General features: G+C 63.9%; 22 protein-coding genes. 10 read left to right on the top strand and 12 right to left on the bottom strand.

The window, feature by feature from the left end:
- Positions 1 to 27 precede the first annotated feature (27 nt).
- Genes BUC08_RS01420 through BUC08_RS01410 form a run of 3 tightly spaced genes read right to left on the bottom strand, consistent with a single transcriptional unit; the run spans position 28 to position 1,952 of the window.
- Positions 28 to 369, bottom strand: coding sequence for a hypothetical protein (locus tag BUC08_RS01420; RefSeq protein ID WP_051693877.1), 342 nt, complete (start codon positions 367 to 369; stop codon positions 28 to 30).
- Positions 356 to 763: a DUF1622 domain-containing protein gene (locus BUC08_RS01415; RefSeq protein ID WP_037921303.1), complete on the bottom strand. Its 408-nt coding sequence runs from the start codon at positions 761 to 763 to the stop codon at positions 356 to 358. The genes BUC08_RS01420 and BUC08_RS01415 overlap by 14 nt, the downstream gene beginning before the upstream one ends.
- Before the next feature lie 25 nt (positions 764 to 788).
- Entirely contained in the window at positions 789 to 1,952 is a 1,164-nt protein-coding gene (locus tag BUC08_RS01410) for an isovaleryl-CoA dehydrogenase (protein ID WP_037921305.1), read from the bottom strand.
- A gap of 147 nt (positions 1,953 to 2,099) precedes the next feature.
- Between BUC08_RS01410 and BUC08_RS01405 the strand changes: the two genes are divergently transcribed.
- Positions 2,100 to 2,588 (top strand): pyridoxamine 5'-phosphate oxidase family protein, encoded by a 489-nt coding sequence (locus tag BUC08_RS01405; RefSeq protein WP_037921307.1) that lies wholly within the window; start codon positions 2,100 to 2,102, stop codon positions 2,586 to 2,588.
- Between the two features lie 5 nt (positions 2,589 to 2,593).
- On the top strand, positions 2,594 to 3,043 hold the full coding sequence (locus BUC08_RS01400; RefSeq protein ID WP_037922141.1) for a CreA family protein: 450 nt from the start codon (positions 2,594 to 2,596) through the stop codon (positions 3,041 to 3,043).
- Between the two features lie 126 nt (positions 3,044 to 3,169).
- Here BUC08_RS01400 and BUC08_RS01395 read toward each other — a convergent pair whose 3' ends face one another.
- From BUC08_RS01395 to BUC08_RS01380, 4 genes are all read right to left on the bottom strand, one after another.
- Complete coding sequence (locus tag BUC08_RS01395; RefSeq protein WP_073194093.1) at positions 3,170 to 3,880, bottom strand: transporter substrate-binding domain-containing protein; 711 nt, start codon at positions 3,878 to 3,880, stop codon at positions 3,170 to 3,172.
- Complete coding sequence (locus tag BUC08_RS01390; RefSeq protein ID WP_037921309.1) at positions 3,877 to 4,242, bottom strand: MerR family transcriptional regulator; 366 nt, start codon at positions 4,240 to 4,242, stop codon at positions 3,877 to 3,879. The genes BUC08_RS01395 and BUC08_RS01390 overlap by 4 nt, the downstream gene beginning before the upstream one ends.
- Before the next feature lie 192 nt (positions 4,243 to 4,434).
- Positions 4,435 to 5,628 carry a DegT/DnrJ/EryC1/StrS family aminotransferase gene (locus BUC08_RS01385; protein WP_037921311.1) on the bottom strand — a complete coding sequence of 398 codons (1,194 nt, stop codon included), beginning with the start codon at positions 5,626 to 5,628 and terminating at the stop codon, positions 4,435 to 4,437.
- A complete protein-coding gene (locus tag BUC08_RS01380) occupies positions 5,625 to 6,296 on the bottom strand; it encodes an HAD-IA family hydrolase (protein WP_037921313.1) in 672 nt (223 codons plus the stop codon). The genes BUC08_RS01385 and BUC08_RS01380 overlap by 4 nt, the downstream gene beginning before the upstream one ends.
- Positions 6,297 to 6,436: 140 nt before the next feature.
- Between BUC08_RS01380 and glmU the strand changes: the two genes are divergently transcribed.
- The 4 genes from glmU to BUC08_RS01360 are packed head-to-tail and all read left to right on the top strand — an operon-like array spanning position 6,437 to position 10,833.
- The gene (gene glmU, locus BUC08_RS01375) at positions 6,437 to 7,789 is read left to right on the top strand and encodes a bifunctional UDP-N-acetylglucosamine diphosphorylase/glucosamine-1-phosphate N-acetyltransferase GlmU (RefSeq protein WP_037921316.1); all 1,353 of its coding nucleotides are present in this window, start codon (positions 6,437 to 6,439) and stop codon (positions 7,787 to 7,789) included.
- Position 7,790: 1 nt separating this feature from the next.
- Complete coding sequence (glmS, locus tag BUC08_RS01370) at positions 7,791 to 9,611, top strand: glutamine--fructose-6-phosphate transaminase (isomerizing) (protein ID WP_037921318.1); 1,821 nt, start codon at positions 7,791 to 7,793, stop codon at positions 9,609 to 9,611.
- Positions 9,611 to 10,162, top strand: coding sequence for a pyridoxamine 5'-phosphate oxidase family protein (locus tag BUC08_RS01365; RefSeq protein WP_037921321.1), 552 nt, complete (start codon positions 9,611 to 9,613; stop codon positions 10,160 to 10,162). The genes glmS and BUC08_RS01365 overlap by 1 nt, the downstream gene beginning before the upstream one ends.
- Positions 10,159 to 10,833, top strand: coding sequence for a DNA alkylation repair protein (locus BUC08_RS01360; protein ID WP_037921323.1), 675 nt, complete (start codon positions 10,159 to 10,161; stop codon positions 10,831 to 10,833). The genes BUC08_RS01365 and BUC08_RS01360 overlap by 4 nt, the downstream gene beginning before the upstream one ends.
- A gap of 71 nt (positions 10,834 to 10,904) precedes the next feature.
- Here BUC08_RS01360 and BUC08_RS01355 read toward each other — a convergent pair whose 3' ends face one another.
- Entirely contained in the window at positions 10,905 to 11,282 is a 378-nt protein-coding gene (locus BUC08_RS01355) for a winged helix-turn-helix transcriptional regulator (RefSeq protein WP_037921325.1), read from the bottom strand.
- Positions 11,283 to 11,379: 97 nt separating this feature from the next.
- On the opposite strand from BUC08_RS01355, the gene BUC08_RS01350 reads away from it, so the two are divergent.
- On the top strand, positions 11,380 to 12,276 hold the full coding sequence (locus BUC08_RS01350) for an NAD(P)H-dependent oxidoreductase (RefSeq protein ID WP_073194091.1): 897 nt from the start codon (positions 11,380 to 11,382) through the stop codon (positions 12,274 to 12,276).
- 164 nt (positions 12,277 to 12,440) lie between these two features.
- Here BUC08_RS01350 and BUC08_RS01345 read toward each other — a convergent pair whose 3' ends face one another.
- Positions 12,441 to 12,938, bottom strand: coding sequence for a hypothetical protein (locus BUC08_RS01345; RefSeq protein ID WP_037922146.1), 498 nt, complete (start codon positions 12,936 to 12,938; stop codon positions 12,441 to 12,443).
- Between the two features lie 85 nt (positions 12,939 to 13,023).
- On the opposite strand from BUC08_RS01345, the gene moaA reads away from it, so the two are divergent.
- From moaA to BUC08_RS01330, 3 genes are read left to right on the top strand one after another with little or no spacing between them, the layout of a single operon-like run.
- The gene (gene moaA / locus BUC08_RS01340; RefSeq protein ID WP_037922148.1) at positions 13,024 to 14,031 is read left to right on the top strand and encodes a GTP 3',8-cyclase MoaA; all 1,008 of its coding nucleotides are present in this window, start codon (positions 13,024 to 13,026) and stop codon (positions 14,029 to 14,031) included.
- Positions 14,032 to 15,312 (top strand): 3-deoxy-D-manno-octulosonic acid transferase, encoded by a 1,281-nt coding sequence (locus BUC08_RS01335; RefSeq protein ID WP_037921328.1) that lies wholly within the window; start codon positions 14,032 to 14,034, stop codon positions 15,310 to 15,312.
- A complete protein-coding gene (locus BUC08_RS01330; protein ID WP_037921329.1) occupies positions 15,309 to 16,310 on the top strand; it encodes a glycosyltransferase family 4 protein in 1,002 nt (333 codons plus the stop codon). Before BUC08_RS01335 ends, BUC08_RS01330 begins: the two co-directional genes overlap by 4 nt.
- 73 nt (positions 16,311 to 16,383) lie before the next feature.
- On the opposite strand, the gene BUC08_RS01325 is transcribed toward BUC08_RS01330, so the two are convergent.
- Genes BUC08_RS01325 through BUC08_RS01315 form a run of 3 tightly spaced genes read right to left on the bottom strand, consistent with a single transcriptional unit; the run spans position 16,384 to position 20,124 of the window.
- Positions 16,384 to 17,547 (bottom strand): M20 aminoacylase family protein, encoded by a 1,164-nt coding sequence (locus BUC08_RS01325; RefSeq protein ID WP_037921331.1) that lies wholly within the window; start codon positions 17,545 to 17,547, stop codon positions 16,384 to 16,386.
- Positions 17,548 to 17,589: 42 nt separating this feature from the next.
- Positions 17,590 to 18,750 (bottom strand): M20 aminoacylase family protein, encoded by a 1,161-nt coding sequence (locus tag BUC08_RS01320; protein WP_037921333.1) that lies wholly within the window; start codon positions 18,748 to 18,750, stop codon positions 17,590 to 17,592.
- Between the two features lie 30 nt (positions 18,751 to 18,780).
- Complete coding sequence (locus BUC08_RS01315; protein WP_037921336.1) at positions 18,781 to 20,124, bottom strand: NAD(P)/FAD-dependent oxidoreductase; 1,344 nt, start codon at positions 20,122 to 20,124, stop codon at positions 18,781 to 18,783.
- Between the last annotated feature and the right edge of the window lie 251 nt (positions 20,125 to 20,375).

The raw sequence follows: 20,375 nt of genomic DNA, 5'->3' as shown, positions 1-20,375 counted from the left end.
TGTCGTCCAACGGCCTAACGCGGCCCCTTATGTTTTCGACGCGTCCCCTGACGCGGGAATCTGTTCCAACAGCCCGCCAAAGCGGCCAATCGCGTAGACCCGTTTGCCGCCGTCCGGTGCCGTGCAGCTGATTACCAGCCGCACACCGTCGCCCTGTCCCGGTCGCCCCACGCAATCGCTCAGCCGCGCGCCCTCTCCGGTTTCGGCCACGTAAAACCGCGCGTAGTGGTCCAGCAGCGCGCTTTCATCAACATGCGCCGCGATCCAGCCCAGCCGGAACAGCCACAGCGCCCCACAGACCGTCACCACCGCCAGCGGCATCCAATACAGCCAGCGTGGCCGCAGGGATGCGGGCCTAGCGCGGATCATCGCCCAGCTCTTGCCGCAGCTCCGACAGCTCGCGGTCCAGAAAATACGAGGTGATCGAGCGGATGATCACCAGAAGCAGCAGGAAAATCAGGTCGGTTGCGGCAAGGCTGAGCGCGGTGTGGATCACGTCCGAGACGATGAACAGCTCCAGCCCCGCAAGGATGTAATTGCCCAGTTCCAGCCGTGCGCGGTTCGAGGTGCGCAGACGCTGGCGGCTGTCGCGGCGCAGTTCGGCACGGATGAACCCCACCATGAACCGCAGCGCCCCGATGACCAGCAGCAGGATGGCGAACAGGTCAATGCCCGCCGCGATCCATTCCAGCACCTCGACGAGCAAAGGCAGGCTGGCGTGCAGCACCGTCTCTTTCGTACCAAGGTCCAACAGCCGGTCCATTTGCGCCCCCTCCCCGCGTGCCGCCTTAGGCCATCGCGCCCATCAACTCGCGCCCGATCAGCATCCGGCGGATTTCCGAGGTGCCCGCGCCGATTTCCATCAGCTTGGCGTCGCGGAAGATACGGCTGACGGGGCTGTCGGACAAAAACCCTGCCCCGCCCAGCGCCTGCACCGCCTGATGCGCCTGCACCATCGCCTGTTCGGAGGCATAAAGACAGCAGGCCGCCGCATCCTGCCGTGTCACGGTGCCACGGTCGCAGGCACGCGCCACCTCGTAGACATAGGCCCGCGCGCTGTTCATCGCGGTGTACATATCGGCGATCTTGCCCTGCATCAGCTGGAAGTTCCCGATGGGCTGGCCGAATTGCTTGCGTTCGGACACATAGGGCATGACCTCGTCCAGGCAGGCGGCCATGATGCCAAGGCCAATGCCCGCCAAAACGACGCGTTCGTAATCCAGACCCGACATCAGCACGGCAACGCCCTTGCCCTCTTCGCCAAGGACATTTTCAAACGGCACTTCGACGCCATCAAAGATCAGCTCGGCGGTGTTGCTGCCGCGCATCCCCAGCTTGTCGAAATGCGGTGAGGTGGAAAAGCCCACCATATCCTTTTCGATCAGGAAGGCGGTGATGCCCCGGCTGCCGGCATCGGGGTCGGTCTTGGCATAGACCACCAGCGTGTCGGCGTCGGGGCCGTTGGTGATCCAGTATTTGTTGCCGCTGAGGCGAAAGTGATCGTTCCGCTTTTCGGCGCGCAGCTTCATGCTGACCACGTCGCTGCCCGCACCGGGTTCGGACATCGCCAGGGCGCCCACGTGCTTGCCGCTGACCAGACCGGGCAGGTATTTCGCCTTTTGCGCAGGCGTGCCGTTCAGCTTGATCTGGTTGACGCACAGGTTCGAATGCGCGCCGTAGGACAACGAGACCGAAGCCGAGGCGCGCGCGATCTCTTCGACCGCGACAGTGTGCGCAAGGTAGGACATGCCCGATCCGCCAAATTCCTCCTCGACGGTGATGCCAAGCAGGCCCAGCTCGCCCATCTCGGTCCACAGCTCTGGGGGGAATGTGTTGCTCTGGTCGATCTGATGCGCCATCGGGCGGACCCGTTCCTGCGCCCAGCGGTGCACCATCTCGCGCAGGCTGTTGGCATCCTCGCCCAGATCGAAGGTCATTGAATGGGTAAACATCGGCGCATCCCTCCCGTTATTGAACGCTTGTTCATTACTTACATCCCTGCCGCCTGTCTGGTCAAGTCTGATCACCATCGCCGCCATGGAACAAGCTTTGTCATCGGGCGTTGGTGTGCCGACACTTCAGGAAACAGGAGACACGCCATGAAAGACCATACCCCTCAATCCGAATTGAAAGAGACATTCTGGGACCGCATCGGCGACATCAATGCCGGGATGCTGGCCACGCCCAGCGACCGCGCCCGCCCGATGTCGCACACGCTGCATGACGATGACCGCACCGCGCTGTGGTTCATCACGGCCCACGGCACCGACATTGCCGATGCCGCCAAGAAGGGAAGTGCGGCCACCTATCTGGTCGCCTGCCAGCACAACAAGCTTTATGCCACGGTCGAGGGCGCGCTGGACGTCGTGACCGACCCCAAGACGCTGGATGACCTGTGGTCGCCCGTCGCGGATGCCTGGTTCGAAGGCGGTCAGAAAGACCCCGATGTCTGCCTGGTGCGGATGAAACTGTCCAAGGCCGAAGTCTGGGCCACCGACGGCGGCGCGAAGTTCCTGTTCGAGATCGCCAAGGCCAACCTGACCGACGCCAAGCCCGATATGGGCGACCACGGGGTTGTGACGTTTTGAACCGTCTGGGCACATGGATCACCGTCGCGGCGCTGGGGATCAGCGGCGCGGCGCTGGCTGAACAAGTGGGCGAGATTGGCGTCGACTGGGCGGGCAACGACATCGTGATCGAGGCGATCCCCGACCCGGAGGTCAGCGGCGTGACCTGTCACATCGCCTATTTCGACCGTGGGCTGATCGACCGGCTGGCCAATGGCAACTGGTTCGAGGACCCGTCGAATTCGTCGATTTCCTGCCGCCAGACCGGCCCGATCAAGATCGGTGACATCGACCGCAGCGAGGGGGGCGAGGATGTGTTCCGCACCTCGCGGTCCATCGTGTTCAAATCGCTGCGGGTGAAGCGGATCTTTGACGAGGCGAACCAGACGCTGATCTATGTTGCCCACGCCCGCGAACTGACCGAGGGCAGTGCCAAGGTCAGCATGTCCACGGTGCCGCTCTACGGGGCGGAGTGATGGCTGGTGTCGCATGCCAGGCATGTCCGATCCAACACCGGACATTCGGAACGGGATGCGCCAAGGTCCGGTGAGCGGACGGAGCTGCCGTTGACAGGCGAGCAGAGAATGTCCGCTTCACAGACATCAGATGGTCACCAAATCCACTTCGGCATTCGAGAAACCAAATGCGGCAACCATTTGTCTGTGGGCATCCGATCCTAGAAATTCTGACAGGACAGCATCGACATCATTGAGCAAACCGGTGTCGTTCCAACTGACCGCAAATGACCCGAATGCTGGCGGTTTCTCGTCTGCCGACACCAGAACCAGATCCAATTGCCAATCCGCATGCTGTTCAATGAATCCACTGTGCGCCCTGCCGACACTGGCATATGCGTCTACTGCGCCATCGCGCACAGCCTTGGCAGCTTCTGTGTATGTTTCGAACACTACTATCTGCTGATCACTCACGCCGAACTCCACGGCAGAACGGTGCTGAAACTGGTCACGGATCACGGCCAGTCGAGCATCTCTGCTGCTCGCAAGTGATCTGTAGCCGGTCAAACCCATCGGATTGCCATCACCCACAAGCAGCCCGTCCGGTAGCGCCCAGATCGGTCGGGTGAATTGCGCAGACTGTCGTCGTTCATCCGTTCCGAACAGTCCGGTGGTCATCCGCCAGCGACCATCGACCAAACCGGGCAAGAGTTCAGCAAATTCAGTCTCGACCGGCTCGAAATCGGAAATCCCCAGTTCTTGGAATACATGCCGCGCTAATTCAACGTCGCAGCCCGTCACGTCGCCGTTGGTGTCGATATAATTGAAAGGGGGTTCGATCAAATAGGCGAATTTCATGAAGTATCCTCGTCTTCCACAGGGCCATAACTGGCGACTTTGATTGCCAGAACGCTTTCGCATTTTTCAATCACGGCGCGCTTGGCCTTCAGCGTATCGGAATGGTTTGCAAGGATTTGCCGCCTTTCAGCGATTCCGGCATCGCCCGCCTTCGCAAGCTCTGTGAAACGGCGCATCTGCTTCAGCGGCATTCCCGTTTCGCGAAGCCAATAAAGCAAGGTTAGCCATTCAACATCCCGCCGAGTGAAGTGACGATGCCCATCTGCGCCGCGCACTATCTCAGGTAGCATTCCTGATTTCTCGTAGAACCTGATCGTATGTGCGGATAGTCCACACGCCTCCGCAGCCTCTGCAATTCTCATCGTCGCGTTTGCTCCTCTAAACCGTCGATAACGACTTAGAGTAACTCTAAGTCAATACAGAAGTCGTGGAGGCGGACCTTCATGCAGCGCGCAGCATCGGTGACTCTAGGCTCATTCCCGCCGTTCGCCGCGCCAGACACGAACGGCCCCGTTCTTTTCCCGCATGCGACTTGGGACAGCCAGAGGCTAGGCTCAAGCCGCCTGAAACACCGCCGACACTTCGCTTCGGATGATCCGCGCGATCAGCGCGCAGTCGTCCAGCGTGAACGTCAGCGGCACGCGCATGTCCACGATGCCTGCCAGCACGCGATCCGTGGCGGGCATGGCTTCGGCGGCAGCATAGCGCCAGCTGTCGTATTTCGAGGTGAACGCGGTGGGTTCGGGCGCGCCGAACCATTTCAGCTCGACCCCGCGCGCGGCACAGCGTTTCAGCACTGCCAGAATGTCGTCTGCCTTCCAGTCCAGCAGCAGGAACTGAAAGGACGAGCCGACAATGCGCTCGACCGCTGCCCGTTCGACAATCTTCAGCCCCGGCGTGCCGCGCACACCGTCTTCCAGCACCTTGTAGCGGTCGTTCCAACGGGCGCATTGCGTGTCCAGATTGGCCAGTTGCGGGCGCAGGATGGCGGCGCGCAGGTTGTCCATGCGGCCCGAGATATTGGGCGTGGTATAGCGCAGCTCGGCGAAAACCTCGGCGTCCGGTGCGGCCAGATGCCGTTCGTACAGCATGTAGCTGCCCGACAGCATCACCGCGCGCGCCGCGATATCCGGGTCGTCGGTCACCAACAGGCCGCCCTCGCCCGCGTTCACATGTTTGTAGGTCTGGCAGGAATAACAGCCCACCACCCCGTGCCGTCCCGAGGGCACGCCGTTCCACGCGGCCCCCATGGTGTGGGCGCAATCCTCGACGACCCGGATGCCGTGGCGGTCGCAGATCTGCATCAGCCGGTCCATGTCGCAGATATGCCCGCGCATGTGGCTGAGCAGCAGGACGTCGGCGGTGTCGCCCTTGGCGTCCAGATCGTCCAGATCAATCGTCAGATCCTCGGTCACACCGACAAAGACCGGCACAGCCCCCAGCGATGCAATCGCCCCCGGCACCGGCGCCAGCGTAAAGGCATTGGACAGCACACGGTCGCCCGGTTTCACCCCCACCGCCCGCAGCGCCGTGGCCATGGCATAGCCACCCGAGGCCACCGCCAGACAGTATTGCGCACCGACCAAAGCCGCGAACTCCTGTTCCAGCATCGCGGCCTCGGCCACTTCCTCGCCCACGGTGTTGTAGCGGTGCAGACGCCCGTGGCGCATCACGCGCACGGCGGCCTCGATGCCCGCCTCGGGGATCGGTTCCTGCTGGGTGAAACTGCCCTTGAACACCTCGGTCATGCGGCAGCCTCGCCGCGCAGAAGCTGCCGCGCCAGTGCGGGCAAGTCGGCGTAATCGTTCAACAAAGCTTCGGGGTTCAATGCGGCCATATCCTCGCCCGAGGGGCCGAAGGTGACCAGAACCGACGGCACGCCCGCCGCCCGTGCCGTGTTGCGGTCGGTGTCGCTGTCGCCGATCAGGATGCAGTGTTCGGACCCGCCCGCCTGTCGCGCCGCCTCGAACAGCGGCGCGGGATCGGGTTTGCGCACGGGCAAGGTGTCGGCCCCGATCATCGAGGCGAAAGCATCACGCACCCCCAGCGATTGCAGCAGCTTTTCGGCCAGCCCGGCGGGTTTGTTGGTGCAGATGCCCACAGCGATGCCATCGGCCTTGATCGCGGCCACAGCCTCCATCGCGCCGGGGTAGATCACCGTGTGATGGTCAATCGCGCCGTCATAGGCCTCGAGCAGCACGGGGTAGTATTTGGTGACCAGCGCCTCGTCGAACCGTCCGATGCGGTGCAGGCCCAGCGTCAGCATCGACCGCCCGCCGCGCAGCGCCGCCCCCGCATCGGCCACCGTCAGCACGTCACCCGCCCCCATGTCGCGAAAACACACGTTCGCGGCGGCCAGCAGATCGCCGCTGGTGTCTGCCAAAGTGCCGTCTAGATCAAAGATTACCGATGTCATGCCTGTCTCCTGATGGGCGGATCATTGCCGTCCTGTCATTGTTCGTGTTACGGCCAGCAATCTTGTTTGATGGGGCCGACGGTTGCGCCGCTTGGCAAGATGGATAAAACGGTCACACCAAGAACACAAAGAGATTTGGCATGAGCATCGCGACGGTCATCCTTGCCGCAGGCAAAGGCACACGGATGAATTCGGACATCCCCAAGGTCCTTCATCCCATCGCAGGCGCGCCCATGCTGGTGCATGCCCTGCAAGCGGCACGGTCGCAGGAACCCGAGCGCATGGTGGTCGTCGCAGGCCACGGTGCCGAAGCGGTGAGCCAGGCGGTGCGCGACTACGACGAAGACGTGCAGGTCGTCGTGCAAGAAGAACAGCTGGGCACCGGCCATGCGGTGCAACAGGCCCGCGCGGCGCTGGACGGGTTCGAGGGCACGGTGATCGTGCTGTATGGCGACACGCCTTTCGTGCGCCCCGAGACGCTGGAAGCGATGATCGCGGCGCGGGGGGCGCAGGACGTGGTTGTGCTGGGCTTCGAGGCGGCTGATCCGGGCCGCTATGGCCGGTTGAAGATGAACGGCGAAACCCTTGACGCGATTGTGGAATTCAAGGACGCCACCGAGGCCGAGCGTGCGATTAGCTTATGCAACTCGGGCGTGGTGGCCTGTGACGCGGCGACGCTGTTTTCGCTGCTGGATGATGTGACCAACGACAATGCGGCGGGCGAGTTTTACCTGACCGACATCATCGGCCTGGCCCGTGCGCGTGGTCTGAGTGCCGGCGTCGTCACCTGCCCGGAGGCGGAAACGCTGGGCATCAACTCGCGCGCCGAACTGGCCGCTGCCGATGCGCTGTTCCAGCAGACCGCGCGGGCGGCTGCGATGGAGGACGGCGTGACCCTGCTGGACCCGTCCAGCATCTATTTTTCCTATGACACCTTCATCGGGCGCGACACGGTGATCGAACCGCATGTGTTTTTTGGCCCCGAAGTGACCGTCGAGTCCGGCGCCCGCATCCGTGCGTTTTCGCATCTGGAAGGGTGCCATGTGGCGCGCGGCGGGGTCATTGGCCCCTATGCCCGCCTGCGCCCCGGTGCCGAGCTGGCCGAAGACGTGCGGGTCGGCAACTTTGTCGAGATCAAGAATGCTACCATCGACGCCGGCGCCAAGGTCAACCACCTGAGCTATATCGGCGATGCCTTTGTGGGCGCTGCGGCCAATATTGGTGCCGGCACCATCACCTGCAACTATGATGGCGTGTTGAAACACCACACCCATATCGGCGCGCGCGCCTTTATCGGGTCGAACACCATGCTGGTGGCGCCTGTGTCCGTGGGCAACGAGGCGATGACAGCCTCGGGGTCGGTGATCACATCGGACGTCGAGGACGGCGCGCTGGCCATTGCCCGCGCCCACCAGGTCGAAAAGCCAGGCATGGCGCGAAAGCTGATGCAAATGCTGCGGGCCAAAAAGGCCAGACAAACAAGGGGCAACTGATATGTGCGGAATCGTCGGCGTTCTGGGCAACCACGAAGTGGCCCCCATCCTGGTCGAGGCGCTGAAGCGTCTGGAATATCGCGGCTATGACAGCGCGGGCATCGCCACCGTGAACAACGGCACGCTGGACCGCCGCCGCGCGGTGGGCAAGCTGGTGAACCTCAGCGACCTGCTGGTGCACGAGCCGTTGGCCGGCAAATCCGGCATCGGGCACACCCGCTGGGCCACCCATGGCGCGCCTTCGGTCACCAATGCGCATCCGCATATGGCAGGCCCAGTGGCCGTGGTGCACAACGGCATCATCGAGAACTTTCGCGAGCTGCGCGCCGAACTGGCCGAGGCCGGTTTCCAGTTCGTCACAGAGACCGACACCGAAACCGTCGCCCTGCTGACGCAGATGTACATGAACGCGGGCGCAGGTCCGGTCGAGGCCGCATACCAGACGCTGGACCGGCTGCAGGGTGCCTTTGCGCTGGCGTTCCTGTTTCAGGGTGAAAACGACCTGATCGTCGCCGCGCGCAAGGGCTCTCCGCTGGCCATCGGCCACGGGCATGGTGAAATGTTCGTAGGCTCGGACGCCATTGCGCTGGCGCCGCTGACCGACCGCATCACCTATCTGGAAGAAGGCGACCGCGCGGTCGTCACGCGCAATTCGCTGGAAATCCACGATGCCAACGGCGCCTTGGCCAACCGCGCGATCAAGACCATCCAGATCGACGCGGCACGTGTGGACAAGGCCGGGCACAAGCATTTCATGGCCAAGGAAATCGCCGAACAGCCGACGGTGATCGGCAATGCGCTGGCCAACTACCTGACCGCCGACGGGCACATTGCCCTGCCCGATCCGGGCGTGGATTTCACCGCCATCGACCGGCTGACGCTGGTGGCTTGCGGCACCGCCTATTACGCCTGTCTGACGGCGAAATACTGGTTCGAGCAGATTGCCCGCATCCCGGTCGAGGTCGACGTGGCGTCCGAATTCCGCTATCGCGAGCCGCCGATCCCCGACCGCACGCTGGCGCTGTTTGTCTCGCAATCGGGCGAAACCGCCGACACGCTGGCCGCCCTGCGCTATTGCGAGGGCAAGGCCGCGCGCATCCTGTCGGTGGTCAACGTCCCCGAAAGCTCGATCGCGCGCGAAAGCGATCTGGCGCTGCCGATCCATGCAGGCATCGAAGTGGGCGTCGCCTCGACCAAGGCGTTCACCTGCCAGTTGACCGTGCTGCTGATGCTGGCGCTGAAGGCGGCGTCGGACCGGGGCACGTTGTCGGAGGAGGCGCTGGCCGATCATGTGTCTGCCCTGCGCAGCCTGCCTGCGCTGATGACCACGGCGCTGGAACAGAACAAGGCGATGCAGAACACCGCCCGCCGCCTGTCCGAGGCGCGCGACGTGCTGTTCCTGGGGCGCGGGCTGATGTATCCGCTGGCGCTTGAAGGTGCGCTGAAACTCAAGGAAATCAGCTATATCCACGCCGAAGCTTATGCGTCGGGCGAACTGAAACACGGCCCCATTGCATTGATCGACAAACATGTGCCGGTGGTGGTCATGGCCCCCCGCGATACGCTGTTCGACAAGACCGTCAGCAACATGCAAGAGGTGATGGCGCGCAAGGGCAAGGTCGTGCTGATCTCGGATGCCGCCGGGCTGGAAGAGGCGAATGAAGGGGTCTGGGCGTCGATCTGCATGCCGACCGTGCACAATGCCGTGGCCCCGATCCTCTATGCGCTGCCCGCGCAGCTGCTGGCCTATCACACCGCTGTCGCCAAGGGCACGGATGTGGACCAGCCGCGCAATCTGGCCAAATCGGTAACGGTGGAATAATGGGCAAGCAATTCGACAGCATCGAAGACGACCACGTCAATTTCATCGCCCAACAGCATATGTTTTTCGTAGGCACTGCGGCGGACACGGGCCGCGTGAACATCAGCCCCAAGGGCATGGACAGCTTGCGCGTGATGGGGCCGAACCGGATCGTGTGGCGCAACCTGACCGGGTCGGGCAATGAAACCGCCGCCCATCTGGCGCTTCACAATCGCATCACGCTGATGTGGTGCGGCTTTGAAAAACGTCCGATGATCATGCGCGCCTATGGCACCGCCCGCACCCTGCACCCGCGTGATGCGGAGTTTGCCGAACTGGATGCCATGTTCGAACCCTCGCCCGGCGCGCGGCAGATCTATGACGTGACGGTGGAGATGCTGCAAACCTCCTGCGGCTATGCGGTGCCCTATTTTGACCACGCAGGTCCCCGCGACACCTTGGAAAAATGGGCCGACACCAAAGGCCCCGAGGGTGTGGCGACCTATTGGGCCGACCGCAACCAGACCAGCATCGACGGTCTGCCCACACATATATTGGACACCAACACATGACACCCGAAGCGGCCCTGGCCGAAATCAACGCACACGCCGATCCCGAGCGGGCGACAGGCGCGCAAGCCTATCACAAGGCCGACCGCACCTATCTGGGCGTGCCCAATCCGGTGTTGAACGACCTGACAAAGACATGGCGGCAAGAGCTGGACATAGGCACCCGCGTCGCACTGGCCGACGGGCTGTGGAAGACGGATATTTTCGAGGCCCGCATCGCCGCTGCCAAGCTGCTGACACAGGCGCGTATGGACCCGGATGCCGAGGTCTGGGCGCTGATCAAGTCCTGGGCGCCCGATTTCGACAGTTGGGCCATTGCCGATCACGCCTGCATGGCGGGCCAGAAACGTCTGATCGCCGATCCGTCGCGGCTGGACGAGATCGAGGCCTGGACCACCTCAGATCACATGTGGACCAAGCGCGCCGCGCTGGTCATCACCCTGCCCTGGACCAAGCAGAACCACCCCAAGCCGCAAGAGGCCGAAGCCCGCGAGCGCATCCTGGGCTGGGCCGCCAGCTATGCGCCCGATGGCCGCTGGTTCATCCAGAAGGCCGTTTCCTGGTGGCTGCGCGATCTCAGCAAACACGACGCCGACCGCACCCGTGCCTTTCTGGCCGAGCATGGCGATACGATGAAGGCCTTTGCCCGCAAGGACGCGGCCAAGTTCCTGTGACCACGGAAAAGGGGGCGGCCCGCTAAAGCCGCCCCCTGGCTTCGCGCGCGGCTATCCAGCCTGACAGCCAGTCAACTTTCGTCGTACCGGCGCTTGGCGGCTTCGATCGTGTCCAGCTCGCTTGCAATCCATCCCGTGATTTGCCCCATCACATCAAGAAGCCCCGCGCCGCAGGGCGTAAGGCTGTAGCTGACCTTTGGCGGGACGCTCGGCTCGACATGCCGGGAGATCAGGCCGTGGCGGCAAAGATCTTTCAACGCGCTGGACAGCACACGTTCGCTGACGCCTTCGACCTGGTCCCTGATCTGGAAAAAGCGCAATGTGCCGGATTTCAACGACCACAGGATCAGAAGGGTCCAGCGGCCGGTTATGAGTTTGAAAACATCCCGCCCCGGACAGTCCGCGTGCATCGGGTTCGTTGGGTCGGTGAGTGCCGGGCTTACTTCCATGTCAGGTCCTTATCTGAAAGCCGGTTCTTTAATAAGTAAGCGACTTACTTATTGTTAGCTTAGTTGAAACCTGATTCTAAGCAAGGACGAACATCCAATGGCAAACGAAACCATTTGCACGCTGATCAACACGTTCACGCCGAAAGAAGGGAAAGCCGATAAGCTGTTGGACGTTCAGCTCGACGAGATCGCTGCGCTGCGCGCAACAGCGGCCGCGACGGGATGGCTTGGCAATGAAGTTTACCGGGCCAGCGATGGCAGCAAACTGGTGATTGTCACCCGCTTCCGGTCACATGAGGCAAAAGAGCAATGGGCGGCATCGCCCGAATTCGCGGCACATCTTGAGCGGATCAGACCGTTTCTGGAGCATGTCGCATCGACCCCTGTAGAATTGGCCGGAGCGTTTCGTGGATTGGCTGAGGATGCGCCGCTTCGGCTGGCCGTCATCACCGGCAGCACCCGAGAGGGACGGTTTTCCGAGAAACCTGCGGCCTGGATCGCGGAAAAGGCGGCGGCGCATGGCGGTTTCGATGTGACCGAGATAGATCTGCGGGATGTGAACCTGCCGTTTCTGGGCGACCCGAACGCGAGCAAGGCGCAAAAACAGGCCGCCGAAACCTTTGGTGCCCGCATGGCTGAGTTCGATGCCTATCTGTTCACGGTGGCAGAATACAATCATGGCCCGACGGCGGTCTTGAAAAATGCGCTGGACCACGGTGACTGGGCGCGCAAACCTGCGGGGTTGGTCGGTTATGGCGGTGTCGGCGGGGCACGCGCCGTTGAACATGTGCGTGGCATCGCCGCCGAATTGGAAATGGTGACGATGCAGGCCGCCGTTCACATAAATTTCGGGAACTACCTTGCTGTCGCAAACGGTGAAAAACGCCTGGACGAATTCACCCACGTTGAAAAGGCGGCGGACAAGATGCTGGGCCAACTGCTGTGGTGGGGGCGGGCATTGCGGGCAGCCCGGACAGCCGCGGCGACCGAATAGGCCGGTTCCGGTACGTTGGCGCGGTCCGCCCCGGATCTCTGACAGTTCGGGCGACCGTGCCGATGATCGATCTCTTTGGCGCCGTCACGACACCCGGCCCCGGGGCGTGGCCGCAATAACGGCCCCCTCACCTTCGTCTTGCAACAGAAACGCGCGCCGCTGGCTTACGAGGCGGTGAACACCTCGATCTGGGGCAAACCGGTCAGCGGTGCCTCCAGCGTCTGGAACGCAGACAGCGACATGCGGCTGCCCCCTGTAGCAGGACCGTCGATCGGAATCAGCGTCACGGCCACGGACTTGCCCGATCCGGCAAAGGTCACGCGCCCGGGTTGCTCGCTTGTGACCAGCGGTGTTTTCAACCACAGCCCCGGCTCGGACGGGCTGCCCAGTGATGCCACGGTCACGCCCAGACGCGCGCCAGCCTTGGCCGGAGCGGCGGTGGCGGCCGCCTTTTCCTCGGCGCTGACGGTGTCAAAGTCCGCAACCGTGCGCGCGCCCGTCGCAGGCACGGCCGCAGCGGGCCGCTCCTTGGGGCGCACCCCGGCGCTGTCGCTGTCGGTGCTGGCCTCGGCTGCATCGGGGCGCGGTTGCAGAAATGCGGGCAAACGCGAACACCCGGTGAGGGTGCAGGCGCAAATCAGGATCAGGGATATCGTTTTCATAAGCGCCAGATAAGCACAGGCCGCAAACCGCATCAACGTGCATTCCCCCTTGCTGCGCTTTCCCGCCACCCTTACCTATGGTGTCATGAATGCACCGTTGATTGATCCCTTCGCCCGCGCGATCACCTACCTGCGCGTCTCTGTCACCGACAGATGCGACTTTCGTTGTGTCTATTGCATGTCCGAGAACATGACCTTTCTGCCCAAGAAAGAATTGCTGACGCTGGAAGAGCTGGACCGCATGTGTTCGGCCTTTGTCGATCTGGGCGTGGAAAAGCTGCGGATCACCGGGGGCGAGCCGCTGGTGCGCCGGGACATCATGACGTTTTTCAACAGTATGTCCCGCCATCTGGACGCGGGCACGCTGAAGGAACTGACGCTGACCACCAATGGCAGCCAGCTGGAACGCTTTGCCAAGGATCTCTATGCCGCCGGTGTGCGTCGCGTGAACATCTCGCTGGACACGCTGGACGAACAGAAGTTTGCCGACATCACCCGCTGGGGCCGCCTGCCCCAGGTGCTGCGCGGTATCGACGCGGCGCTGGCTGCGGGGTTGCACGTCAAGATCAACGCCGTGGCGCTGAAAGGCTTTAACGAGGACGAATTGCCCACGATCACCCAATGGTGCGCCGAGCGTGGCATGGACCTGACGTGGATCGAGGTCATGCCGATGGGCGATCTGGGCAACGAGGACCGGCTGGGCCAATACTGGTCGCTGAAGGATGTGCGCGCCTGCTATGCAGAGCACTACACCGTCACCGATCTGGCCGAACGCACCGGCGGCCCTGCCCGCTATGTGCGGCTGGAAGAGACCGGGCAAAAGATCGGTTTCATCACCCCGCTGAGCCATAACTTCTGCGAAAGCTGCAACCGCGTGCGCCTGACCTGCACCGGCGAGATTTACCTGTGTCTGGGCCAAGAGGACATGATGGACCTGCGCGCGCCGCTGCGGGCGCATCCCGACGACGATGCCCCCCTGCACGACGCCATCCGCGCCGCCATCGGGATCAAGCCCAAGGGCCACGATTTCGACTATTCCCGCCAAAGGGCCGACGGGCAGATGCCCCGCCACATGAGCCATACCGGCGGCTGAATGCGCCCGACAGCTCTTTACCGCGCCTATGTGGCCGCCGCCGCGCTGGTGGTGCCCTTTGCCGCCCACGCCCGTATCCGGCGTTTGCGGCGTGACGGGGTTGCGGCGTACCGCGCCCATGAAATCCTGGGCAACACCACCGAACAGCGCCCCGGCGGGCTGCTGGTGTGGTTTCACGCGGCCTCTGTCGGCGAAAGCCTGTCGGTGCTGCCGCTGATCACCGCGATCGGGCGGCAATTGCCCGAGGCGCGGTTCCTGATCACCTCGGCCACGCCCACGTCTGCGGCGATGATTGCCGCACGGATGCCGCCGCGCTGCGTGCATCAGTTCGCCCCGCTCGATACCGCAGGCCCGGTCAATCGGTTTCTGAAACGCTGGCGGCCCGACGCGGCGGTCTTTGTCGAATCCGAGCTGTGGCCGCAGATTCTGGTGCGGGCGCGCCGTCGCAATGTCCCACTGGCGCTGGTGGGCGCGCGCATGTCGCTGCGGTCGCTCAGCCGCTGGGCGAGGTTTCCGCGCACCGCCGCGTTCATCCTGGGGCAGTTTCGCCTGATCCTGACCCAGAATGCCGAAATGGCCAAAGCGCTTGGTGATCTGGCTCCGCCGCACACGACCGTCGAAACCGGCTTTAACCTCAAGAGCCTGTCGCCCGCCCTGCCGGTCCACGGAGCGGCCCATGCCGAGTTGGCCGATACCATCGCAGAGCGCCCCACATGGGTTGCCGCCTCGACCCATCCGGGCGAAGAGGCCGACGCGCTGCTGGCCCATGCCCATGTGCTGAAAACCCATCCCGATGCGCTGCTGATCCTGGCCCCGCGCCACCCGGACCGGGGCGACGAGGTGGCCGCGCTGATCGAGAACATGGGGCTGAGCCACACCCGCCGCACCGACGGTCACGCGCCGGACGCACAGGTTTACCTGGCCGATACGCTGGGCGAGATGGGGTTGTGGTATGCGCTGGCGCCTTTCGTGTTTCTGGGCGGGTCGCTGCAACCGCATGGCGGGCACAACCCCTATGAGGTGGCGCAGGCCGGTGCCGCGATCCTGACCGGGCCGCATCTGTCGAACTTTGCCGAAACCTTTGCCCCGCTCGAAGCCTGTGGCGCTGTGCGCATCGTGGCCGACGGGCAAGACATGGGCGAACGCGCGCTGCACTGGTTCGACACGCCACAGGCCCTGCGCAAGGCGCAACAGGCCGCCGCCGACTTTGTCGCCAAGGGTGACACCGATGCGGCGCATATCGCCGACCGGCTGATCGCTGTGCTGGACCTTGGCCCATGACCCGGCGGGTTTTTGTCACCAACTTCAACCGGAACTTTACCGGCGTTTCGGCCACCGCCGCCAATGTGGTACGCCAGCAGGTTGATCGTTATGATCTGTATCTGGTGGGCCAGCCCCTGCCCGGCTGTCCCGCGCCGATCACGCTGAAACAGGCACGCGCGCTGTCACGGGAACCGTGCATCTGGCACGTGCGCCGCAACACCGAAATGCGCGCCGCACTCTGGGCGCGTGATGTGCTGCGGCTGCCGGTGAAGATCGTGTTCACCTCTGCCGCACAGCGCCGCCATTCGGCCTTTCCGCGCTGGCTGATCAGCCGCATGGACGCGGTGATTGCCACCACGGACAAGGCCGCGACCTTTGTGCCCCATGTGCGCGCGACCGTGCCGCACGGCGTGGATACCGACCTGTTCACCCCTGCCCCCGACCGCGTGGCCGCGTGGGCGGCGCTGGGGTATGGCGGCGCGCGCGGCATTGCCACGGTGGGCCGCATCCGTCCTGAAAAAGGCACAGACCATTTCGTCGCCGCGATGATCGAGCTGCTGCCAACCCTGCCCGACACCACGGCGCTGGTCATCGGGCGCGCCGCAAAGTCGCATCAAAGCTTTCTGAATGACCTGAAATCCCGGATCGCTGCCGCAGGCCTTGGCGACCGCATCCTGTTCCCCGGCGAGGTGCCTGCCGCCGAACTGCCCGCCCTGATGCGCGCGCTCAGCCTGGTGGTGCAACTGCCCCGCTACGAGGGGTATGGCATGGTCCCGCTGGAAGGGATGGCCAGCGGCGTGCCTTTTGTGGGCACCGACGCGGGCTATTACAAAGCGTTCACCAACGCTGGAACCGCCGGTCTGATCGCCACGCCGGACGCCGCCGCAGCGGCAGCCCGCTCCATTCTGACCACCGGTTTCGACAAAATGGCCCAAGCCGCCCGCGACACCGCCTGCACCCAATTCTCGGCCCAAGCCGAAGCTGACGGTATCGCGCGGGTCTACGCGGCCCTCTGACCTTTCTTTTGGCCAGAAATATCCCGGGGGGAGGCCGCAGGCCGGGGGCAGCGCCCCCGACCCGACGCCTATATCACGCCGCAGGCATCCGCTGTTCGACGATGCCCGCCCACCAGGAACAGCCGGCCGGAATCGCCTCGTCGTTAAAGTTGTACTCGGGGTGGTGCACCGACGCGCCTTCGCCGTTGCCGACCAGGATATAGGCGCCGGGGCGCTCTTCGAGCATAAAGGCAAAGTCCTCGCCGCCCATGACCAGCGGCGCGTCATCGCAGTTGCCAGAGACCGAGCGCGCCACGTCGGCGGCAAATTCGGTCTGGGCGTTGTGGTTGGCCATGACCGGATAGCCACGGTGATAATCCACATCTGCCACACCGCCAAAGGTGGCCGCGATACCGGACGCAATGGCGTTGATCCGCGTTTCGGCCAGATCGCGCATCTCGGCGCTCATGGTGCGCACGGTGCCTTTCAGGTGGACCTTTTGCGGGATCACGTTGAATGCCTTGGACGAGGTTTCGAACGAGGTGACCGACACAACAACCTGATCCACCGGATCGGCGTTGCGGCTGGCGATGGTTTGCAGCGCCAGCACCAGTTGCGCGGACATCACGGTGGTGTCGACGGTTTCATGCGGTTTCGCCGCGTGGCCCCCCTTGCCCTCGACATAGATGTCGAACTGGTCCGTGGCCGCAAAGAACGGACCCGTGCGGATCGCGAACTGCCCTGTGGGCAGGCCGGGCCAGTTGTGCATCCCGTACACTTCCTGCACGCCCCAGCGTTCCATCAGGCCGTCTTCGCACATCTCGCGCCCGCCGCCGCCGCCTTCTTCGGCGGGTTGAAAGATCAGCACGACAGTGCCGTCAAAGTTCCGGGTTTCGGCCAGGTATTGCGCCGCACCCAGCAGCATCGCGGTGTGGCCGTCGTGGCCACAGGCGTGCATGGCGCCATCGGTTTTCGAAGCGTATTCAAGGCCCGTCTGCTCGTGGATCGGCAGCGCATCCATGTCGGCGCGCAGGCCGATGACCTTGCCCGATGTATCCGTCTTGCCCTTGATGATGCCGACGACGCCGGTGCGGCCGATGCCGGTGACGATCTCGTCGCAGCCAAAGGCTTTCAGCTTGTCAGCCACCAGCGCGCTGGTGCGGTGGGTGTCGAACAGGATCTCGGGGTTTTCGTGCAGGTCGCGGCGCCAGGCGGTGATGTCGGCGTGCAGTTCTGCAAAGCGGTTCTTGACGGGCATGGTCTGTCTTCCTTCTTGGTATGAATGTGGCGCGCCGGGTGATCAGGCGCGCAGGCGTTGTTCAACGATCTCGGCGAACCAGCTGCATCCGGCCGGGATCGCCTCGTCGTCGAAGTTGTATTCGGGGTGGTGCACCATCGCGCCGTCGCCGTTGCCCACAAGGATATAGGCACCGGGCCGCGCGTTGAGCATGAAGGCAAAATCCTCGGCGGCCATGACCGGCGGGATGTTTTCGGCCACGTCCCCCGCCACGGCGCGGGCAGCGGCGATGGCGTATTCGGTGTTTTCTGCGGCATTCACGGTAACCGGATAGCCCACGACATAGTCAACCTCGGCCACGCAGCCGTAGGCCTGTGCCGTGGCGGTTGCGATGTCTTGCACACGTTTTTGCGCCATCGCGCGCACGTCTTCGTCCAGCGCGCGCACGGTGCCCTTCATCGTGGTCGCCTGCGGGATCACGTTGCTGACGTGGCTGTCGGAATGCAGCGCGCCCACGGTCACCACCACGGACGACAGCGGGTTGGCGTTGCGGCTGGCGATGCTTTGCAACGCGACAATCACGTGGGCGGCGGCCAGGTTGGGGTCGATCGCCTCGTGCGGGTTGGCGGCATGGCCGCCCTTGCCCACCACGCGAATGGTGAATTCATCGGCGCTGGCCAGCAGCGGGCCGGGGCGGATGGCGAAGGTGCCGGTGGGAAAGCCGGGCATGTTGTGCATGCCGTAAACCTCCTGGATATTCCAGCGGTCCATCAGCCCGTCCTTGACCATCTCGCGCCCGCCGCCGCCGCCCTCTTCGGCGGGTTGGAATATCAGCACCACGGTGCCGTCGAAATTCCGCGTCTCGGCCAGGTATTGCGCTGCCCCCAGCAGCATCGCGGTGTGGCCGTCGTGGCCGCAGGCGTGCATCTTGCCCGGCACAGTCGACGCATAATCCAGCCCGGTCGCCTCGATGATCGGCAGCGCGTCCATGTCGGCGCGCAGGCCGATCACGCGGTCGCTGGTGCCGCGTCCCTTGATCACGCCAACCACGCCGGTCTTGCCGATGCCGGTGGTGATCTCGTCAACGCCGAACGACCGCAGCTTGTCTTCGACGAACTTGGCCGTCTCGTGCACATCGAACATCAGTTCGGGGTGTGCGTGCAGGTGACGTCGCCACGCGGTGATGTCGCTGTGCATCTCGGCAAATCGGTTCTTGATCGGCATGGGACGGTCTCCTTCGGGGCTGTTTTGGGTCTAAATTCCGGGGCCAAGGGTCATGGCCGAGCCGTCGCTGAAGCGGGACAGGCGGAAACGATGCAGATCATGCCCCACCTTGTCGCCCGTGACCAGCGCCGCCAGCACCCGCCCCATGCCGGGTCCGATGCCAAAGCCGTGGCCGCTCATGCCGGTGCCCACGGTCAGGCCGGGGATGCTGGCCACGCGGTCCACCACGGGCACGATGTCGGGCATGGTGTCGATCATGCCGGCCCAGGTCCTCGCGTGGCGCACCTCGCCCAGTCCGGGCATCATGGCGGCGAACTGGCGCAGCAGCTTGGCGGCCTTGCGGCGGTTCGGCGTGGGGTTCAGCACGCGCATCTTCTCGAACGGGCTGACATCGTCATCCGCCCAGCGGCGCGGCGTGCCCCATGCGTCGGGATAGCCCGCGGGCGCACGCGGCAGCAGCCGCACACCGAACGGATCCGCGCGCAATTGCGTTGCATAGTGGCGCAGGCTGCGAAAGGCTTGCGGGCCGACGAAAAGCTCGGAAAATCCGCCCTGCGCCAGCGAATAGCCCCCATCGGCGCGGTGCCGGAAGGCGACCTTGCTGTCCGTCGCGCCGCCCTCATAGACCGCGTCCATCGGCTGTGTCGCCACCACGGTCGCCCGCACGCTGAGTTGCGGGACAAAGACGCCGTGCCGTTGCAGGAACAGCGAGGACCACGCACCACCGGCCAAAACCACTTGCGGTGCCTTGATGCGGCCCGTTTCGGTGATGACACCGGCCACCGCGCCGCCTTCGATGTCCAGCCCGCGCACGGCGCAGTTTTCGACCAAAGTGGCCCCTTCGCGCACGGCAATACCGGCCAGTGCCGGCACGGCGACCCAGGGTTCGGCGCGCATGTCCTGTGCGGTGTAGATGGCACCGGCGTAACGGCGCGACAGGTTCGGGATCAGCTTGGCCGTCTCGGCGCTGCTGAGCATCTTGCTGTCCAGTCCATGGGCGCGCGCATGCTCCAGCCATGCCTCGTACTTGGCATAATCCTTTTCGGATTCAGCCAGATAGGTCACGCCCTCTTGCCGCAGACCGATGTCCACGTTGGTCTGTTGGGCCAGCGCCCGCCAGTGGTCCGCAGCCTCAAGCACGATGGGGATCTCGTCGGGGTCGCGCCCCTGCACCCTGATCCAGCCCCAGTTGCGGCTGGACTGTTCGGCGGCGATGCGCCCCTTTTCCAGCAAGACGACGCGTTGGCCCGCGCGGGCCAGAAACAGGGCCGTGCAGACGCCGATCACACCGCCGCCAATCACCACGACATCCGCCTCTTGCGGGGCGGGACCGGGCCATTGTGCGGGTGTGTCCATAAAAGTGGGAAAGCTCATGCGCCGCACCCTACGCCTTGGATTGGCAGGTGCAAGGTGCGGCGAAATCCCAAAGGGAACTCGTGTTGAAAAATGGCGTGTTTTTCAGCAAATGACGCGGCGACAGATGCGCAAACCTAACGCACCCCGCCGGGCGCTGATCCACGCTGCGGAAGAAATCCGCCGATTGCAGGTCCCACGGGGGGCAGGCCCGCGCCCTTTCCGAAGACATGCGGAAATCAACACCCGCTTTGGTCTTGACGCCAAACCTA

This window comes from Pseudosulfitobacter pseudonitzschiae, from assembly GCF_900129395.1.
Lineage (GTDB): Bacteria > Pseudomonadota > Alphaproteobacteria > Rhodobacterales > Rhodobacteraceae > Pseudosulfitobacter > Pseudosulfitobacter pseudonitzschiae.
Note: the sequence above shows the minus strand (reverse complement) of the source record. Positions and strands in the feature narration are given on the sequence as shown.

Coding starts and splice junctions, on each gene's coding strand:
- BUC08_RS01410 (WP_037921305.1), bottom strand. CDS start 1,952: ATGTTTACCCATTCAATGACCTTCGATCTGGGCGAGGATGCCAACAGC.
- BUC08_RS01405 (WP_037921307.1), top strand. CDS start 2,100: ATGAAAGACCATACCCCTCAATCCGAATTGAAAGAGACATTCTGGGAC.
- BUC08_RS01315 (WP_037921336.1), bottom strand. CDS start 20,124: ATGAGCTTTCCCACTTTTATGGACACACCCGCACAATGGCCCGGTCCC.
- BUC08_RS01360 (WP_037921323.1), top strand. CDS start 10,159: ATGACACCCGAAGCGGCCCTGGCCGAAATCAACGCACACGCCGATCCC.
- glmS (WP_037921318.1), top strand. CDS start 7,791: ATGTGCGGAATCGTCGGCGTTCTGGGCAACCACGAAGTGGCCCCCATC.
- BUC08_RS01335 (WP_037921328.1), top strand. CDS start 14,032: ATGCGCCCGACAGCTCTTTACCGCGCCTATGTGGCCGCCGCCGCGCTG.
- BUC08_RS01380 (WP_037921313.1), bottom strand. CDS start 6,296: ATGACATCGGTAATCTTTGATCTAGACGGCACTTTGGCAGACACCAGC.
- BUC08_RS01345 (WP_037922146.1), bottom strand. CDS start 12,938: ATGAAAACGATATCCCTGATCCTGATTTGCGCCTGCACCCTCACCGGG.
- BUC08_RS01330 (WP_037921329.1), top strand. CDS start 15,309: ATGACCCGGCGGGTTTTTGTCACCAACTTCAACCGGAACTTTACCGGC.
- BUC08_RS01350 (WP_073194091.1), top strand. CDS start 11,380: ATGGCAAACGAAACCATTTGCACGCTGATCAACACGTTCACGCCGAAA.
- BUC08_RS01365 (WP_037921321.1), top strand. CDS start 9,611: ATGGGCAAGCAATTCGACAGCATCGAAGACGACCACGTCAATTTCATC.
- BUC08_RS01325 (WP_037921331.1), bottom strand. CDS start 17,547: ATGCCCGTCAAGAACCGCTTTGCAGAACTGCACGCCGACATCACCGCC.
- BUC08_RS01390 (WP_037921309.1), bottom strand. CDS start 4,242: ATGAGAATTGCAGAGGCTGCGGAGGCGTGTGGACTATCCGCACATACG.
- BUC08_RS01385 (WP_037921311.1), bottom strand. CDS start 5,628: ATGACCGAGGTGTTCAAGGGCAGTTTCACCCAGCAGGAACCGATCCCC.
- BUC08_RS01395 (WP_073194093.1), bottom strand. CDS start 3,880: ATGAAATTCGCCTATTTGATCGAACCCCCTTTCAATTATATCGACACC.
- BUC08_RS01355 (WP_037921325.1), bottom strand. CDS start 11,282: ATGGAAGTAAGCCCGGCACTCACCGACCCAACGAACCCGATGCACGCG.
- BUC08_RS01420 (WP_051693877.1), bottom strand. CDS start 369: ATGATCCGCGCTAGGCCCGCATCCCTGCGGCCACGCTGGCTGTATTGG.
- BUC08_RS01415 (WP_037921303.1), bottom strand. CDS start 763: ATGGACCGGCTGTTGGACCTTGGTACGAAAGAGACGGTGCTGCACGCC.
- BUC08_RS01320 (WP_037921333.1), bottom strand. CDS start 18,750: ATGCCGATCAAGAACCGATTTGCCGAGATGCACAGCGACATCACCGCG.
- moaA (WP_037922148.1), top strand. CDS start 13,024: ATGAATGCACCGTTGATTGATCCCTTCGCCCGCGCGATCACCTACCTG.
- glmU (WP_037921316.1), top strand. CDS start 6,437: ATGAGCATCGCGACGGTCATCCTTGCCGCAGGCAAAGGCACACGGATG.